Genomic DNA, 16534 nt, shown 5'->3' on the forward strand with positions numbered 1-16534 from the left:
CCATGCGCTACCGGCGGCTCGGAGGCGACGGCCCGGTCGTCTCGGTGGTCGCCCTGGGCGGCAACAACTTCGGCTCCCGGCTCGACGAGGACGGCACGCGGGCCGTCGTGCACGCCGCGCACGACGCCGGGATCACCCTGTTCGACACCGCCGACATCTACGGCGCGTACGGCGGGGCGGCGGCCGGCGACGGCGAACGCCTGCTCGGCGCCGCGCTGAAGGGCCACCGCGACGAGGTCGTGCTCGCCACGAAGTTCGGCATGAGCATGGGGGAGGAGGCCGACCGGCACGGCCCGCGCGGCGCGCCGCGGTACGTGCGGTACGCCGTGGAGCAGTCGCTGCGCCGGCTGGGCACCGACCGCATCGACCTGTACCAGTACCACGAGCCGGACGGCGTCACCCCGATCGAGGAGACGCTCGGCGTCCTAGGAGAGCTGGTGGCCGAGGGCAAGGTCCGGCACATCGGCTGCTCCAACGTGCCCGCCTGGATGCTGGCCGACGCGGCCTGGCACGCCCGCACGGCCGGGCTGCCGTCGTTCGCCGGCGCCCAGGCCCGGTACCACCTGCTGGACCGTAGCGCCGAGACGGAGCTGGTGCCGGCCTGCCGGCGGTTCGGCGTGGGCCTGCTCCCGTACTACCCACTGGCCAACGGCCTGCTCAGCGGCAAGTACCGGCGGGGCGAGGCGCCGCCGCCCGGCAGCAGGCTGTCCTGGCGGGAGGGCTGGCTGACCGACGCGGCGCTCGACCGGGTCGAGGCGCTGCGGGACTTCGGCACCGAACGCGGCCTGACGTTGCTGCAGGTCGCCGTGGGCGGCCTCGCCGCCCTGCCCGCCGTCGGCTCGGTGATCTGCGGCGCCATGACCCCCGAGCAGGTCACCGCCAACGCGGCGGCGGCCGACTGGACACCCGACGCGGCCGACCTGACCGCACTCGACGACATCGTGACCCCCGGCGAGCGGGTGGTCTGAAACCATGAGGTTGGAGAACATGCGACAGATCGTCACCTTCGACGCCTACGGCACCCTGATCGACTTCCAGCTCGGCCCGACCACCCTGAAGGTCCTCGCCGACCGGCTCGACCTGGACGGCCTCAACGTCGAGGAGTTCCTCGACGACTTCCGCGTCATGCGGTTCCAGGCCGTCCTGGAGGACTACCGTCCCTACGACGAGGTGCTGCACTCCAGCATGGAGAAGGCGATGCGCCTGCACGGCCTGGAGTACCACCCCTCCGACGGCGAGGCCCTCGTCGAGGCCGTCCCGACGTTCGGGCCGTTCCCCGAGGTGCCGGACGCGCTGCGGGCGCTGAAGACGCGATACGAGATCGCGATCATCTCGAACACCGACGACGACCTGATCAAGCACAACGTCGCCAACATCGGCGTCGAGTTCGACCACGTCATCACCGCGCAGCAGGCCAAGGCCTACAAGCCCTCGCGCGAAACGTTCGAGCACGCCTACCAGGCCATGGGCGTCGAGCCGTCCTCGGTCATCCACGTCGCCCAGGGCTGGGAGTACGACCTGATCCCCACCCGCGACCTCGGGCTGAGCCGCAGGGTGTGGATCAACCGCTACGGGCGCCGGGGCAGCACCGACTACCGGCCCTACGACGAACTTCCCGACCTGTCCGGCGTGCCGGCCCTGCTCGGCTGCTGACCCGGAGGACCCCGCATGAAGCAGATCCCGTACTGGCTCGACACCGCCCCGCCGTTCCCCGACCGGTCCGGCCGGGACCTGCCCGACGACGCGGACGTCGTGGTGATCGGCGGCGGCCTCACCGGCCTGTCCACCGCGCTGCACACCGCCCGCAAGGGCGCCGACGTCGTGCTCGTCGAGAAGGACAAGATCGGATCGGGTGCCTCCGGGCGCAACGGCAGCATGTGCACCCAGGGCATCACCATCGGCGTCGGCGAGGCCCGCAAACGCTACGGGCAGGAGCGTGCCCGCGAGCTGTACGACGCCTTCCGCGAGGCGGTCGACGTCGTCGAGAAGCTGACGGTCGACGAGGGCATCGACTGCGACTTCAAACGCTCCGGCCGGCTCGGCGTCGCGTTCAAGCCCGAGCACTTCGCGGCGATGGAGGCGCAGCAGCGCGTCCTCGCCGACGACTTCGACCACGAGACCGTCCTGCTCGACAAGGCGGCCCTGCGGTCGGAGCTGGGCTCGGACTACTACCACGGTGCCCTGCTCGACCCGCTCAGCGCCGGGCTGCACGTCGGCAAGTACGTCCACGGCATGGCCGAGGCCGCCGAACGTGCCGGAGCCCTGATCTGCGAACGCAACGCGGCCACCGCCGTGACCCGCGACGCGGACGGCCGATTCCTCGTGGAGACCCTGCACGGCACCATCCGGGCCCGGCAGGTCATGGCCGCCACCGATGCTTACACCGACCGCTCCATGCCGTGGTTCCGGCAGCGGCTGATCTGCGTGGGCAGCTTCATCATCGTGACCCAGCCGCTGGGCGATGATCTCGCCCGCGAGATCATTCCCCGGGCGCGCCTGGTCGTCGATTCCAAGAACATCGGGCACTACATCCGGCTGACCCCGGACAACCGCCTGGCGTTCGGCGGGCGCGCACGCTTCGCCCCGTCCGACCCGGCCTCCGACCGCAAGAGCGGTCAGGTGCTCAAGCGGGAGATGACCGAGATCTTCCCCCAGTTGGCGAACGCGCGGATCGACTATGTCTGGGGCGGCAGCGTCGGGTTCAGCTACGACCGGATCCCGCACGCGGGTGAGGCCGACGGCGTGTACTACTCGATGGGCTACTGCGGCCACGGCGTCCAGATGGCGACGTACATGGGCCGGGCGATGGCCGAGGTCATGGACGGCCACCCGGAGGCCAACCCGCTGCGCGATCTCGGCTTCCCGAAGGTCCCCGTGCCCTTCTACAACGGCACCGCCTGGTTCCTGCCCTTCGCCGGCGCCTACTACCGCCTCAAGGACCGGATCCGCTGAGCGTCCGAGCGGCCGGCCGCCCCGCCAGGGCGGCCGGCCCGCCACGGTGCCGTCGACCGACCCGACGTCGCACGGCCTGCCGGGACACCGTGAACGCGCCGGTGATCACGGCCTGGGAAGTGATCACCGTGGCCGCCTGCGGTCCCGGCGGTCTGCTCGCGCGGGCAGACCGCCGCGTCGCGGCCGTGGGCCGGCCGGAGTCTCAGGCGACCGGCGTCCCGGCGCCCGGGGTGCCACTGACGTAGCCGCTGTGCTTGTCGACGACGTTGAGCAGCGGGCCGCCGTCGAGTCTGCGGCGCAGGTTGTCCAGGAACAGCGCGGCCACCTCGTCCTGCCACCCGTGCACGTCGCCCGCGATGTGCGGGGAGACGATGACGCCGGGAAGGTCCCACAGGGGAGAGGCGGCGGGCAGCGGCTCCACGGCGAAGACGTCGAGCGCGGCCCCGGCCAGGCGCCCGTCGGTGAGCGCGCCGATCAGCGCGTCCTCGTCGACGAGCGGTCCCCGGCCCACGTTGACCAGCCGCGACCCAGGCTTCATCGCCGCGAGTACCGAGGCGTCGACCATGCCCCGGGTCGCCGGGACGAGCGGCGCGGCGAGCACCACGTAGTCCGCGCCGCCGAGCGCGGCGGTGAGGGTGGCCGGGCCGTGCACGGTGCCGAAGTCCGGATCGCCGGTACGGCCCGTCCGCCCGGCTCCGGAGACCTCCATCCCGGTCGCGCGCAGCAACCGGGCGATGGCCCGGCCGATCGGCCCAGTGCCCCAGACCAGGGCCGTACCGCCGCCGATCCGCTCGCCGTCGCGTGGCCGCCACTCGCGTCGCCGCTGGTGTTCGACCATCCCGGGCAGGTCCTTGGCCATCGCCAGGATGAGGCCGAGGACGTACTCGGCGATCGGCTGGTCGTAGACGCCACGGGAGTTGGTGAGCACCACGTCCGGGTCGTTCACCAGGGCGGGGAACAGCAGGTTGTCCACGCCCGTCGCGCCGACGTGCACCCAGCGCGGCGCGGCGCGCCGGTCGGCGGGCCAGGCGCCCGCGACCGTCGTGGACAGCGTTCGCCAGGTGAACAGCGCGTCGGCGCCGGGCAGCGCGCGGGCGAGGTCGTCCCCGGTGACGTAGACCGTGTCGGCGAGCCGCTCGATCCGCTCCGCGTTGGGAGGCGGGGCGTTCTCGTACAGCACGACGAGGCGCTTGACCGTCATGTCCGGTTCCGCACGGGGATCGCGACGTACTTGTATTCGAGGAACTCCTCGATGCCGACACGCCCGCCCTCGCGTCCCAGGCCGGACTGCTTGACCCCGCCGAACGGGGCCGCCGGGTTGGACACCAGCCCGGTGTTGAGCCCGACCATGCCGACCTCGAGCCGCTCGCTGATCCGGAGGGCCCGGTCCACGTCGCGGGTGAACAGGTAGCCGACGAGGCCCCACTCGGTGTCGTTCGCGGCACGGACCACCTCGTCTTCGTCCTCGAAGGTGGTGATGGCGGCGACCGGTCCGAAGATCTCCGTCCGCATCAGCGCGGCGTCGCGGGAGACGTCCGTCAGGACGGTCGGCGGGTAGAAGTAGCCGGGGCCGTCCGGCGCGGTGCCGCCGGTCACGACCTTCGCGTCGCGCCGCAGCGCGTCCTCGACCAGCTCCTCGACCTTGCCGCGCCCGGCGGCGTCGATCAGCGGGCCGACGTCGCTGCCGGGATCGGTCCCCGGGCCGACCGTGAGCGCGGCCATCCGCTCGGCGAAGCGGGCGGCGAACGCGTCGGCGACGGTACGGTGCACGAACATCCGGTTGGCGGCGGTGCACGCCTCGCCCATGTTCCGCATCTTCGCGGTCATCGCGCCGTCGACCGCGACGTCCAGGTCGGCGTCGTCGAAGACGATGAAGGGGGCGTTGCCGCCCAGCTCCATCGAGGTGCGCACCACCGTGTCGGCGCACTGGGCGAGCAGGATCCGGCCGACCTGGGTGGAGCCGGTGAACGACAGCTTGCGCACCTCGCCGCCGCGTAGCAGCGGCTCGACGACGGCGCCCGCGTCGGTGGTGGTCACGACGTTGAGCACGCCCGGCGGCAGGCCCGCCTCGGTAAGGATCCCGGCGAGCGCGAGCGTGGACAGCGGCGTCTGGGGTGCGGGCTTGAGCACCATGGTGCAACCGGCCGCCACGGCCGGGCCGATCTTGCGGGTGCCCATGGCGAGGGGGAAGTTCCACGGGGTGATCAGCAAGCAGGGGCCGACCGGCCGGCGCATGACGAGGATGCGGTTCGCGCCGTCCGGCGTCGTGCTGAAGCCGCCGTCGATGCGCACGGCCTCCTCGGAGAACCAGCGGAAGAACTCGGCCGCGTAGGCGACCTCGCCGCGCGCCTCCTTCAGCGGCTTGCCCATCTCCAGGGTCATCAGCAGCGCCAGCTCGTCGGTGCGGGCGAGAATGATCTCGTACGCCCGGCGCAGGATCTCGCTGCGGGCCCGGGGCGCCGTCGCGGCCCATTCCTCCTGGACGGCGACCGCCGCTTTCAGGGCCCGCCGCCCGTCGGCAGGGGCGGCGTCGGCGATCTCGCACAGCACGTCGCCGGTGGCCGGGTCGTCCACGGCGAACGTCCGGCCGCCGGTCGCGTCGGTCCACGCGCCGCCGATGAACAGCTGCTTGGGCACGTCGGTCACGACGTCGGGCCGGGTGACGTCCACGGTCATGAGCTTCCTCCTGGCGGATTCGGGTCGAGGAGTTCGGCGAGGTGCCGGGCCCGGGGGCCGGCGACGCCGGTGAGGTGGTCGATCTGGGTGCGGCAGCTGAAGCCGTCGGCGAGCACGGCCCCGGCCTCGTCCGCGCGGCGGAGCTTCGGCGCGAGCGACAGTTCGGCGACGGCCATCGAGGTGTCGTAATGGTCGGCCTCGAAACCGAAGTTGCCGGCCAGGCCGCAGCAGACCGCCGACTCGTCGATCGTCTCGACGCCGAGGCGCCGGAGCAGCGCCGACTGCGTCGCGGCGCCGAACACCGCCCGCTCGTGGCAGTGCGGCTGCAGCGTCACCTGGCGGGGAACGTTCGGAGGCCGCCAGTCCGCGTCCGCGAGCTCGCTCAGGGCACCGGCGAACGTCCGGATCCGCGCGGCGACGCGGCGGGCGGCCTCGGTGCCGAGCAACGCGGGCGCGTCGTGCCGGAGCGCGGCGGCGCAGCTGGGCTCGGGCAGCACGATCGGCAGGTCGGCGTCCGGGCCCTCGTCGAGGGCGCGGACCGTGCGGGCCATCACCCGGCGGGCGATGCCGAGCTGTCCGGTGCTCACCCACGTCAGCCCGCAGCACAGTCCGCTGCGTACGGCGGCGGGCGCGCCGGCGTCGGCGAGCACCCGCGCCGCCGCACCGGCGACCTCGGGCCGGAACGCGCGGGTGAAGGAGTCGACCATGAGCAGCGCGGCGGGCCGGTCGTCCCGTGCGCCGGTCACCGGCCGCCCGTCCGGGCGTCCAGTGGCGGGCCCCCGCAGAGCCTCGCGCAGCGCCCGGCGGGGCGCGAAGCGCGGCAGGGACCGCTCCGGCGTCACCCCGCCCAGACGCGCCACCAGCCGCCCGGCGGGGCTCGTCAGGACGGCGTTGACCGGGGCCGCGGCGAACCCGGCGGCAGCAGCCCACCACGGCAGCCAGCCCAGCGTGTAGTGGCTGCGCGGGCGCAGCCGCCTCCGGTAGTGGTGGTGCAGGAACTCGGCCTTGTAGGTGGCCATGTCGACGCCGACCGGGCAGTCGGACGCGCAGGCCTTGCAGGACAGGCACAGGTCCAGCGCGTCGTGCGCGTCGGCGGACCGCCAGCCGTCGGTGAGCGTGCCGTCGGGGCCGCCGCGCAGCATCTCCTGCAGCACGCGGGCGCGCCCGCGGGTCGAGTCGCGTTCGTCGCGGGTGACCTGGTAGCTGGGGCACATGGCGCTGCCGTCGCTCCGGCACCGGCCGACGCCGATGCAGCGCCGGGCGGCTCCGGCCCGCCCGTCGGGGTCGTCCGGGAACGTGAACCCGGTGCGCGAGGGCGCGGGCCGCGCCGACGCCACGTCGTGCAGCGCCAGATCGGCGTCGATCGCCGCGGGATCCACGACCACGCCGGGGTTGAGCAGGCCGTCCGGGTCGAAGATCCGTTTGTACGCGGCGAACGCGGCGAGCATCCGGGGGCCGTACATGGTGGCGAGCAGTTCGCTGCGGGCCCGGCCGTCGCCGTGCTCGCCGGACAGCGTGCCCCCGTGCCGGACGACGAGGGCGGCGGCGTCCCGCAGGAACGCCCGCATCACCGCGATGCCCGCCGACGTGGTCATGTCGAAGTCGATGCGCACGTGGACGCACCCGGCGCCGAAGTGTCCGTACAGCACACCGGTCAGGGAGTGTTCGGCCAGCAGGGCGCGGAAGTCGTTCAGATAGCCGGCGAGGTCCTCCGGGGCGACGGCGGCGTCCTCCCATCCGGGCCAGGACTCACCGCCGCCGACGAGCCGCGCGGCCAGGCCCGCGCCGTCCTCCCGGACGCGCCACAGGGAGCGGCGCTCGGCGAGGTCGTCGCCGACCTGGCCGGCGGTCATCCGGCCGGTGGAGCGCAGTTCGGCGAGCAGGGCGGCCGCGCGGCGACCCGCCGCTCCGACGTCGTCGCCGTCCAACTCCACGTAGAGCCATGCCTTGCCCTCCGGGAGGCCGGTCACCGCGTCCGGGCCGCGCCGGTGGCGCATCGTGGCGACGATCGCCTCGTCCATGCCCTCGACCGCCGTCGGCCGGTGCCGGAGGATCGCCGGGACGTCGGCCGCCGCGTCGACGACGTCGGCATAGCCGATCGCCAGCAGCGTCGTCGCCACGGGCCTCGGCTGCAGGCGAACGGTGGCGCGCACGACGATCGCGCAGCCGCCCTCGGTCCCGACCAGTGCACGGGCGGCGTGCCGGCCCCGCTCCGGCAGCAGGTGGTGCAGCTGGTAACCGGAGACCTGACGAGGGATGCGGCCCAGTTCGGTGCGGATCGCGGCGAGGTTGCCGTCGACGAGGCGGCCGACGGCGGTGTCGATGCCGGTGACGCGCCGTACGGCCTCCGCGTCGGACGGATCGGCGGGCCGCAGCCCGCCGGCCTCGGCGATCGCGTGGACGCCGTCGGCCGTCACGATCTCGAGCGCCTCGACGTGCTCGACCGTACGGCCGTAGCGCACCGAGTGGTTGCCGCAGGCGTCGTTGCCGATCATCCCGCCGAGGGTGCAGCGGCTGTGCGAGGACGGATCCGGGCCGAAGAACAGGCCGTGCGGCGCGGCGGCGCGCTGCAGCTCGTCGAGGACGACGCCGGGCTCGACCACCGCCGTGCGGGTCTCCGGATCGACGTGCAGGACCCGGTTCATGTGCCGGGAGAGGTCGAGCACGAGTCCCGGCCCGACCGCGTTGCCCGCCATGCTGGTGCCCCCGCCCCGGGCGACGATCGGCACGCCCAGAGAACCGCAGATCCGCACGACGGCGGCCACCTGCGCCGCGTCCGCCGGGAAGGCCACCGCCAGCGGCGGCACCCGGTAGTTGGAGGCGTCGTAGGCGTACTGGGCGCGCCGCCCGGCTCCCGCGTCGACCTCCAGCCCGGGGACGCCGTCGCGGAGCGCGGCCACGAGCTCCTCCTCCGGGCCGCGCGGGGAGGGGAGGCGTGCGGGAAGGCGGTCCCGCGGGCTCACGACGTGCCGGCGCGGACGGCCGCCGCCCAGGCGCGCAGTGCCGCGTCGATCTGGTCCTGGTCGACGACCAGCGCGGGGATCATCCGGACCACGTTGTTCCAGGGCCCGCAGGTCAGCAGCAGGAGACCCTCGTCGACGGCGGCCCGGTGCACGCGGGAGGCCGTCTCCGGGTCGGGTTCGCCGTCGGCGGTGACGAACTCGCCGGCGAGCATCAGCCCGAGTCCCCGTACGTCGCCGATCCCCAGGTGCTCCGCCGCGACCTTCTCCAGACCGGCGCGCAGCCGCGCGCCCATCGCGGCCGCGTTGGCGACCAGGCCCTCCTCGCGTACCACCTCGAGGGTGGCGAGGGCCGCCGCGCAGGCCACGGCGTTCCCGCCGTAGGTGCCGCCCTGGGAGCCGGGCCGGGCCCTGCGCATCAGCTCTTCGGAGGCGGCGATGCCGGACAGCGGGAAGCCGCTGGCCAGGCCCTTGGCGGTGATGAGGATGTCGGGCCGGACCCCGAAGTGGTCGTGTCCCCAGAAGCGGCCGGTACGCCCGACGCCGGTCTGGATCTCGTCGAGGATCAGCAGGATGCCGTGCCGGTCGGCGCGTTCGCGCAGGCCCTTGAGGAAGCCCTCGGTGGCCGGGACGTAGCCGCCCTCGCCGAGCACCGGCTCGACGATGATCGCGGCCGTGTCCTCCGGGTCGGACACCGTCTGCAGGAGGTAGTCGAACTCCCGCAGCGCGAAGCGGGTCGCGGTCTCCTCGTCCCAGCCGTAGTGGAAGGCGTTCGGGAACGGAGTGATGACGACGCCGCCCATCAGCGGGCCGAACCCCGTCCGCACCTTGGTGTTGGAGGTGGTCATCGAGGCCGCGGCGACCGTACGGCCGTGGAACCCGCCGTGACAGACGACGATGTTCGGGCGCTTCGTCGCCTGACGGGCGAGCCGCATCGCGGCCTCCACCGCCTCACTGCCGGAGTTGACGAAGAACAGGCTGTCCAGGCCCTCCGGAAGGACCTCACCGAGCTCGCGCGTCAGCCGGCCGAGCGGCTCGTGCAGCACGGTCGTGTACTGCCCGTGGATCAGCTTCGCCGTCTGTTCCTGCGCGGCGGCCACCACCCGCGGGTGGCAGTGCCCGGTGCTCGTGACGCCGATGCCCGCCGTGAAATCGAGGTAACGACGGCCGTCCGTGCCGTACAGGTAGACGCCCTCGCCGCGTTCGGCGACGACCGGAGTGGCCTGGCGCAGGTGCGGGGACAGGTCGGTCATGATGCGATCTCCTGTGAGGTGCGAACCGGTGCGTACTGCCTGGTGACCGGGGTACACGGCCACCCTGTCCACCCTGTGGTGAGGCGTCAACGGGCATACTGTGCGGTCGTCGGCCATGATGTGGACGGTCTGTCCATCGCCCGGGGGCGCCCCGGTGCCGGCCGCCGGAGGAACGCGGCTGACCAGCCGTTACGGCGCTTGCGGCCGTGGCGGCCGGTTTGCCAGAGTGGCAGGGATGCGGCACATGTCAGAACCAGGGGAGACGTCACCGGGATCGGCCTCCACCAGGTTCATCACGATTGCCGATGTGCTGCGGTTGCCGGTCCTCGTCGCGGGACTCCCGGAGGTCGTGGCCGGGGAAAGCCACCTGTCGCGCCCGGTGCGCTGGGTGCACGTCACCGAACTCCTCGACCCGGCGTCGTTCCTCGAGGGCGGTGAACTGATCCTCACCACCGGGATGCCGCACCCGGAGGATCCGACGCTGCTGCGCGCCTACGTCGACCAGCTCGCCGACATCGGCGCCGCCGGGCTCGTCATCGAACTCGGCCGTCGCTACCACCAGGTGCCGGCCGACCTCGTGCACGCCTGCCGGAGCCGGGACCTCCCGCTCATCGTCCTGCACCGCGAGGTCCGGTTCATCGACGTCACCCAGACCGTGCACGCGCTGCTCCTCGACGCCCAGGGCGAACTACTCCGCCGGGCGCAGCGCATCCAGGACACCTTCCGGACGCTGACGCTCCGCGGCGCCGAACCCGGAGAGATCGTCACGTCGGCGGCCGAGATCACCGACTGCCCCGTCGTCCTGGAGAACCTCGTCCATCACGCCGTGCACTGCGCACCGGCCGGCCGGCCGGTCGGGCAGGTGCTCTCGGCGTGGCCACGGCGTTCGTACGGGACGCCGACGCCCGACCGGACCGCGCTGAGCGGACCGGAGGAATGGCTGGTCACGCCGCTGGAACACCGAGGGAGCCGCTGGGGGCGGCTGGTGCTGCTGCCCGACGAGAACGATCCGGCGATCGGTCCGGAGCATGTCATGGTGCTGGACCACGCCGCGACCGCGCTGACCCTCGCGCGGTTGTCCGGGCACGCGCGCTGGGACCGGGCGGCCCACGAGACGGCGCTCCGCGACCTGATCGAGCGGCGTCACCGGACGGCGACCGAGGCGCGTACGCGGGCCGAGTCCCTCGGCCTGCCGGTCACCGGGCACCGGCTCATCGCGGTGCTGGTCCGGGTGGGGCGGCGGGAGGGCTTCGGCGACGACCTGGCGGCCCGGCTCGCCGGCGCCGGCGTCCGTGCCCTGGTCGGCGGGCTGCGTCCCGGCGTGGTCGGCGCGCTGATCGCGATGGCCCGGGCGAGCGCGTGGCAGCCGATCGCCGAACGCATCGGCCGATTCGCCCGGGAGGAACTGGGCGAGGACACGGTCGTCGCGGTCGGGCCCGGTGTCGCCGACCTCGACCAGATCGCTCGCTCGTTCGCGGAGGCGGAGCAGGTGCTGGAGGCGATCCCGCCCGGCTCCTCCGACCGGCCGTTCCACGTGACGTCCGACATCGGGCTCGCGGAGCTGCTGTACGCGCTGCGTGACGACGTCCGTGTCCAGCGGTACGTCACCCACCGGCTCGGCCGGCTGATCGAGCACGACGAACGGCACGACGGCGATCTCGTGGCCACGCTCCAGCAGTACCTCGCCGAGGCGGGCAACAAGTCGGCGGCCGCCAAGCGCGGCGGCCTGTCGCGCCAGGCGTTCTACCACCGGCTGCGGACGATCGAACGCCTGCTGGGCCGCGATCTGGAATCAGGCGTGCAGCGTACGGAGCTCCACGTGGCCATCACGGCGCTGGACGTCCTGGGCGGTCTCCCGCCGGCCGGCCGCGTCACCGACCCCCCGGGCCGGAACGACTAGCGGGCGCACCGGCGAAGGCGGCCTCGGTGAGGGTCGTCGCCGTCCGTACCGCGCTCGTGATCGCCTCGTCGACGGAGAGACCGCACAGGTCGGTCAGCGTGAACAGCGCCTCGGCGCTGACGACGATCGCGAGGTCCTGCTTCAGACGGACCATCGCCTCGGCGCCGAGGGACGCCGGTCCGTCGGCGTCCTGGAAGGGTGCCAGGGCGTGGTCGATCAGGCCGAAGCGATAGCCCGGGCGGAACGGTGAGCTCGCGGGCGCCGTGATCGTGTGGGAGATCATCGCGCGCACTGAGCCCTGGTAGGCGTGCACGCCGCGCAGCAGGAACTCGCACGCGAACGCGACGCGCTCGACCGGGTCGGTCGATCCGGCGACCGGCGCGAGAGCCTCCGCGGGGTCCGGCCAGAGACCCACCAGAGATTCCTGGAGGAGCGAGGCGAGGTCGGGGAAGTAGCGGTACGCGGTGGCCTCGGAGACCAGGGCCGCCCGCGCGACCCGCGGCATCGTGATCTCGGCGCCCGAGCGGGTGAGCTCGCGGCAGGCGTCGATGATCGCCTTGCGGGTCCGCGCCTTCTGATTCGTGCGTCCCCTGGTGCCGGTGTCGGCCACGGCCTGCTCCCTCTCATCCTGATGGTGATGGCTCTTCATGAGAGTACGCTTGCATGAGCAGTGCGAGTTGTCTATCGTCATGATAGTTAGCTCTCATAAAGGCAAAGGGGACTCCAATGATCAAGGCCGCGTTCGTCGACCCCGCAGGAGGAGAGGTCGTGCCTCTGGGGCCCATCACCCTGCGGATCCTGGAGGACGGCAGCACCACCGGCCACCGCCTTGGAATCGGCGAGATCACCATCCCCCCGCACACCGAGGGGCCGCCGCAGCACCGGCACGCCCGGCACGACGAGGGCTTCTATGTCGTCTCGGGCACCGCCCGGTTCACGGTCGGCACCACGACGTACGACGCGCCGGCCGGCAGCCTCGCGATGATCCCGCCGGGCGCCCCGCACACCTTCGCCAATCCCTTCGACGAGCCGCTGGTACTGCTGAACACCTTCACGCCCGACCTGTACGTGCAGTACTTCCGCGACCTCCGAGAGATGATCGCGCGGGGCGAGAACCTGACCCCCGAGGTCACCGAGCAGGTCATGAGCCGATACGCCACGCAGGCGGCCACCGACTACGCCGACTGACCCGCGGAACCGGCACCGGCGAGCCCGATCACCCTTCGCTCTTCAACCCCTTCAGGAGATCCTGTGTCCACGACGTACACGCTCCCCACCTCCTTCGGCGACACACCCGTCACCGTCCTCGAACGCGGGCAGGGCCGGCCCGTCCTGCTGCTCCACGGCGGCGCCGGGCCCGACTCGGTCACCGGGTTCGCCGACCTCATGGCCTCGCGATCCCCGTTCCGGGTGCTGACCCCGATCCACCCGGGCTTCGGCGGTACGCCGCGCCCCGACCGGCTCGATTCGATCCGCGCACTCGCCGAGGTCTACCACCGCCTGCTCGATCACCTCGATCTGACCGACGTGACCGTCGTGGGCAGTTCGATCGGAGGCTGGATCGCGGCGGAACTCGCGGTCCGCGCGGGCGAGCGCGTCGCCAGGGTCGTCCTCATCGACGCCGTCGGCCTGGAGAGCGCCGAGCACCCGGTCGCGGACTTCTTCTCGCTGACACTCGATCAGGTCGTCGACATCAGCTACGCGGATCCCGACGCGCACCGGATCGACATGTCCACCTTCACCGACGCGCAGAAGGCCATCGCCGCGGGCAACCGGGCGGCCCTGCAGACGTACGGCGGCCGGTCGATGGCCGACCCGGGCCTGGCCCCGCGCCTGACCGGCATCACCGCGCCCACGCTCGTGGTCTGGGGCGAGGCGGACGGAATGGTGACGCCGGCCTACGGCAAGGAGTACGCCGCGGCCATCCCCGGCGCCACCTTCTGCCTCCTGCCGGACGCCGGGCACCTCCCGCAGTTGGAGACCCCTGACGCGCTGCTGACCCTGATCGGCCGGCTCGTCGACGATCCGCAGGCGGATCGCGAGGGCTGACCCTGGATTCGGCGAGGCGAGGTGGCGGTGACGCGGAGGACAGGGCGATGTATCGCGGCACTGAACGATCTATCGTTCTCGCGGATGGCGGACGTAGTGTGTGCCACGTCACTGTCGCCGATCCGGGAAGCCGAGCGTCCCTGCCGCGATGGCACGACGGGTCGTCCGCAGGGCGGCCTCCGGCGTCGACGTCCCAAGCACGGGTGTTCAGCCGCCCGTCCGACCGCTCTCGAAACGGAGTGTGACCGGCATGGTCGAGCATGCGGTCGTCATCGGTGCCGGTGTCTACGGCGCGGCGGTGGCCGCCTCGCTGGCCCGACGGGGAGCCCGCGTCACGGTCGTGGACGCCGGTGCGCCGGCCGGCGGCACCTCGTATGCGACGTTCTCGTGGATCAACTCTTGCGGCAAGGAGCCACGCTCCTACCACGACCTCAGCGTCGCGAGCATGGACGCCCACCGGAGACTGGCGGCCGAAGCATCACGCAACGACTGGTTCCACGAGGGCGGCAATCTGGAGTGGGCCGAGGACGACGTCCAACGCGACGCGCTGCGCGACAAGGTCGCCCGCGTCCTCGACTACGGATACGAGGCGCGTTGGCTCGACCGAGCGGAGACGCTGCGCTTGGAACCGGGCATCGACCCCGCCCGGTTGCCGGCGGACGAGATCGCCTACTTCCCACGCGAGGGCTGGATCGAGCCCGCACGCCTGATCGACCACCTGCTGTCGAGCGCGGTCTCCCGCGGCGCCGAACTGGTGCCCGACGATGCGGTCACCGGCCTGGACGTGACCGGGGGCGTGGTGCGCGCTGTCCGGCTCGCCTCGGGACGGTCACTTCCCGCGGACGCGGTCGTCAACTGTGCCGGGCCGCAGGCCGCCAGGATCGCCCGGTTCGCCGGGCTGATCCTGCCGATGCGCAACACCTACGGCGTACTCATCCACACCGCGCCGGTCGCGGTCCCGGTGTCGCGGGTCGTCCACGCCCCGCACGTCCACCTGCGCCCGAACGGTGCCGGACGGCTGTTGCTGCACTCCCCAGAGATCGACGGTGCGGTCCAGGTGTCTGACACCGGTGAGATGAGCATTGGGCCGTCGGCGGTCGACACAGTGCTGAAGGCGGCCCATACGCTCTATCCGGGTACCCGGGCCGCGACCGTCGAAAGCGTACGGGTCGGTGAACGCCCCATCCCCGGCGACGGCCTCCCGGTCCTGGGCCGGGTGGCCGAGTTGCCCAACTTCCACTTCGCCGTGTCGCACAGCGGCGCGACCCTGAGCGTGCACGCCGGCGACCTGGTCGCGGCAGAGGTCCTCGGTGAAGATCAAGGCGACACCCTGGCCGCGTTCCGGTTCGAGCGGCTGTGACCGGTTGCCCGGCGCAGATTCGCAGTGGGGCGAACGCGCAATCGAAGCGCTACCGGTCCAGCGTTGGGGGCTGTCGCCACCCTCGTGCAGCCCGGTAGGTGGGGCTGGCCTGGGAGTTCGTGCGGATGGGATGGGCGAAAGCGTGGCCATGGCCCGCGAACATGGCGCATACTGGTAGGTAATGAAAAGCTCTCGCGCTGTCACCCGGCGTCACCTGCCCACCAGTCCCTTCAAACCTCCGGTCGCTGCGCCCGTCGAGCACTTCGCCTTGCAGGACAAGGTGAGCCACGACAGGTACGGCCTCGGCGTGGTCACCGATGTCGAGGAAGGCATCGCCGTGATCGTGGATTTCGGTTCCCAGACGGAACGAATCCCGGCGCCCTACGCCAAGCTCGTCAAGCTGTGAGACGGCCGGCGCTACGAGCCGTAGCGCCGCGCTGACGCTCCTGCTGCCGCCGCGGGCATGCCCGCGGCGGCGTCGTTCTCACGCCTACCGGCTGGTTCTCGGGCCGCGATCATTGTCGCGGCGTTCCGGTTCTGCGGCTGTAGGCGGTCATCGTGCTGTGGGTGTGCCGCCACGTGATGTGGTGGCTGCTGGAACCGATCGGCGTCCATGCTCGGGCGAGAAGCCGAAAGAAGTCGTCGTCGGCACAGAGGCCGCCCGCACCTTGCCCAATGTAGATCAGTAGGTCGCCCGTGTAGGCGTGGAGGGCCTTGCTCGCCCACGGGTCGTCATGAGATGGCCAGCACAGCAACAGCGCCCGGTCGGGATGGTGCCGGGCGGCGGTTGGGCCGCCTCGCCGGATGGCGGAATATTCGGTGCCGTCGGTGTAGGTGTTGGCGGAGGAACTGACGGGCTCGTAGGCGATGGCGTCGATGCCGGCTTGGGCCGCCTGCCACGCCCAGTAGCCCGAGCCTGCGCCGATCTCGACCAGGCCGCGCCCGTGGAGGATCCGGGTGAGCCAGGCGATGTCACCGGGTGAGGGGATCGCCCAGGAGTAGCGCTTGGTCAGCAGGTGATGCCCGACGGGAAGTCCGCGGACGAAACCATCGGGACAGACGCCCTGCCCGGCTTCGCGCACCGACGGTAGCTGCCGAACGATCTTCCAGTATGGGTTGTCGACACCGGCGGGGGTGACCTGGTCGTAGGCGCTGCCCGCGATCCGGAAGGCCGTCGCATCACCCGTGAGGCCGGATCGCTGCGCCCACCACTGGTGGATCTCGGCGAGCTCCGCTGACACGGTCACCCTGGCCTCCTAGGCAGACTTCTCGGACGATATCCGCCCGACTGCGAACGAAGGAACGGGGATGCCCCGTCAGGGTGCCCCGGATACAGCCGCCAGGGTGTCGGTGACACGCAAAACGGCACCCCTCTCGGCCCGGT

At 72.3% G+C, this 16534-nt stretch carries 14 protein-coding genes; 8 read left to right on the forward strand and 6 right to left on the reverse strand.

From position 1 onward, the window contains the following. Positions 1 to 2: 2 nt before the first annotated feature. Genes NE236_RS01755 through NE236_RS01765 form a run of 3 tightly spaced genes read left to right on the forward strand, consistent with a single transcriptional unit; the run spans position 3 to position 2952 of the window. Positions 3 to 968 carry an aldo/keto reductase gene (locus NE236_RS01755; RefSeq protein WP_252840512.1) on the forward strand — a complete coding sequence of 322 codons (966 nt, stop codon included), beginning with the start codon at positions 3 to 5 and terminating at the stop codon, positions 966 to 968. A gap of 19 nt (positions 969 to 987) precedes the next feature. After that, a complete protein-coding gene (locus NE236_RS01760) occupies positions 988 to 1653 on the forward strand; it encodes a haloacid dehalogenase type II (protein WP_252839974.1) in 666 nt (221 codons plus the stop codon). Between the two features lie 15 nt (positions 1654 to 1668). Next, positions 1669 to 2952 carry an NAD(P)/FAD-dependent oxidoreductase gene (locus NE236_RS01765; RefSeq protein ID WP_252839975.1) on the forward strand — a complete coding sequence of 428 codons (1284 nt, stop codon included), beginning with the start codon at positions 1669 to 1671 and terminating at the stop codon, positions 2950 to 2952. A 202-nt stretch (positions 2953 to 3154) separates the two neighbouring features. Here NE236_RS01765 and NE236_RS01770 read toward each other — a convergent pair whose 3' ends face one another. Genes NE236_RS01770 through NE236_RS01785 form a run of 4 tightly spaced genes read right to left on the reverse strand, consistent with a single transcriptional unit; the run spans position 3155 to position 9841 of the window. After that, on the reverse strand, positions 3155 to 4153 hold the full coding sequence (locus NE236_RS01770) for a D-2-hydroxyacid dehydrogenase (protein WP_252839976.1): 999 nt from the start codon (positions 4151 to 4153) through the stop codon (positions 3155 to 3157). Beyond that, positions 4150 to 5628 carry an NAD-dependent succinate-semialdehyde dehydrogenase gene (locus tag NE236_RS01775; protein ID WP_252839977.1) on the reverse strand — a complete coding sequence of 493 codons (1479 nt, stop codon included), beginning with the start codon at positions 5626 to 5628 and terminating at the stop codon, positions 4150 to 4152. The genes NE236_RS01770 and NE236_RS01775 overlap by 4 nt, the downstream gene beginning before the upstream one ends. Continuing rightward, entirely contained in the window at positions 5625 to 8528 is a 2904-nt protein-coding gene (locus NE236_RS01780) for an FAD-binding and (Fe-S)-binding domain-containing protein (RefSeq protein WP_252839978.1), read from the reverse strand. Before NE236_RS01780 ends, NE236_RS01775 begins: the two co-directional genes overlap by 4 nt. A 59-nt stretch (positions 8529 to 8587) precedes the next feature. Next, positions 8588 to 9841, reverse strand: coding sequence for an aspartate aminotransferase family protein (locus NE236_RS01785; protein WP_252839979.1), 1254 nt, complete (start codon positions 9839 to 9841; stop codon positions 8588 to 8590). A 307-nt stretch (positions 9842 to 10148) separates the two neighbouring features. Here NE236_RS01785 and NE236_RS01790 point away from each other — a divergent pair, with 307 nt between their 5' ends. After that, the gene (locus tag NE236_RS01790) at positions 10149 to 11741 is read left to right on the forward strand and encodes a PucR family transcriptional regulator (protein WP_252839980.1); all 1593 of its coding nucleotides are present in this window, start codon (positions 10149 to 10151) and stop codon (positions 11739 to 11741) included. Here NE236_RS01790 and NE236_RS01795 read toward each other — a convergent pair. Next, a complete protein-coding gene (locus NE236_RS01795) occupies positions 11713 to 12351 on the reverse strand; it encodes a TetR/AcrR family transcriptional regulator (RefSeq protein WP_252839981.1) in 639 nt (212 codons plus the stop codon). The genes NE236_RS01790 and NE236_RS01795 overlap by 29 nt on opposite strands. Positions 12352 to 12467: 116 nt before the next feature. Here NE236_RS01795 and NE236_RS01800 point away from each other — a divergent pair, with 116 nt between their 5' ends. The 4 genes from NE236_RS01800 to NE236_RS01815 all read left to right on the forward strand — a co-directional run bounded on the left by NE236_RS01800 (position 12468) and on the right by NE236_RS01815 (position 15556). Next, positions 12468 to 12929, forward strand: a complete 462-nt coding sequence (locus tag NE236_RS01800) for a cupin domain-containing protein (RefSeq protein ID WP_252839982.1) — start codon at positions 12468 to 12470, stop codon at positions 12927 to 12929. A gap of 63 nt (positions 12930 to 12992) precedes the next feature. Further along, complete coding sequence (locus tag NE236_RS01805; RefSeq protein ID WP_252839983.1) at positions 12993 to 13790, forward strand: alpha/beta fold hydrolase; 798 nt, start codon at positions 12993 to 12995, stop codon at positions 13788 to 13790. A gap of 250 nt (positions 13791 to 14040) precedes the next feature. After that, complete coding sequence (locus tag NE236_RS01810; RefSeq protein WP_252839984.1) at positions 14041 to 15150, forward strand: NAD(P)/FAD-dependent oxidoreductase; 1110 nt, start codon at positions 14041 to 14043, stop codon at positions 15148 to 15150. Positions 15151 to 15331: 181 nt separating this feature from the next. After that, positions 15332 to 15556 (forward strand): hypothetical protein, encoded by a 225-nt coding sequence (locus tag NE236_RS01815; protein WP_252839985.1) that lies wholly within the window; start codon positions 15332 to 15334, stop codon positions 15554 to 15556. A 109-nt stretch (positions 15557 to 15665) separates the two neighbouring features. Here NE236_RS01815 and NE236_RS01820 read toward each other — a convergent pair whose 3' ends face one another. Then, positions 15666 to 16397: a hypothetical protein gene (locus tag NE236_RS01820; protein WP_252839986.1), complete on the reverse strand. Its 732-nt coding sequence runs from the start codon at positions 16395 to 16397 to the stop codon at positions 15666 to 15668. Between the last annotated feature and the right edge of the window lie 137 nt (positions 16398 to 16534).

Source organism: Actinoallomurus purpureus (assembly GCF_024055795.1).
Lineage (GTDB): Bacteria > Actinomycetota > Actinomycetes > Streptosporangiales > Streptosporangiaceae > Actinoallomurus > Actinoallomurus purpureus.

Bases quoted from the DNA above. Each gene is read 5' to 3' on its own strand.
- NE236_RS01755 (WP_252840512.1), top strand. From the start codon at position 3: ATGCGCTACCGGCGGCTCGGAGGCGACGGCCCGGTCGTCTCGGTGGTC.
- NE236_RS01760 (WP_252839974.1), top strand. From the start codon at position 988: ATGCGACAGATCGTCACCTTCGACGCCTACGGCACCCTGATCGACTTC.
- NE236_RS01765 (WP_252839975.1), top strand. From the start codon at position 1,669: ATGAAGCAGATCCCGTACTGGCTCGACACCGCCCCGCCGTTCCCCGAC.
- NE236_RS01770 (WP_252839976.1), bottom strand. From the start codon at position 4,153: ATGACGGTCAAGCGCCTCGTCGTGCTGTACGAGAACGCCCCGCCTCCC.
- NE236_RS01775 (WP_252839977.1), bottom strand. From the start codon at position 5,628: ATGACCGTGGACGTCACCCGGCCCGACGTCGTGACCGACGTGCCCAAG.
- NE236_RS01785 (WP_252839979.1), bottom strand. From the start codon at position 9,841: ATGACCGACCTGTCCCCGCACCTGCGCCAGGCCACTCCGGTCGTCGCC.
- NE236_RS01800 (WP_252839982.1), top strand. From the start codon at position 12,468: ATGATCAAGGCCGCGTTCGTCGACCCCGCAGGAGGAGAGGTCGTGCCT.
- NE236_RS01810 (WP_252839984.1), top strand. From the start codon at position 14,041: ATGGTCGAGCATGCGGTCGTCATCGGTGCCGGTGTCTACGGCGCGGCG.
- NE236_RS01815 (WP_252839985.1), top strand. From the start codon at position 15,332: ATGAAAAGCTCTCGCGCTGTCACCCGGCGTCACCTGCCCACCAGTCCC.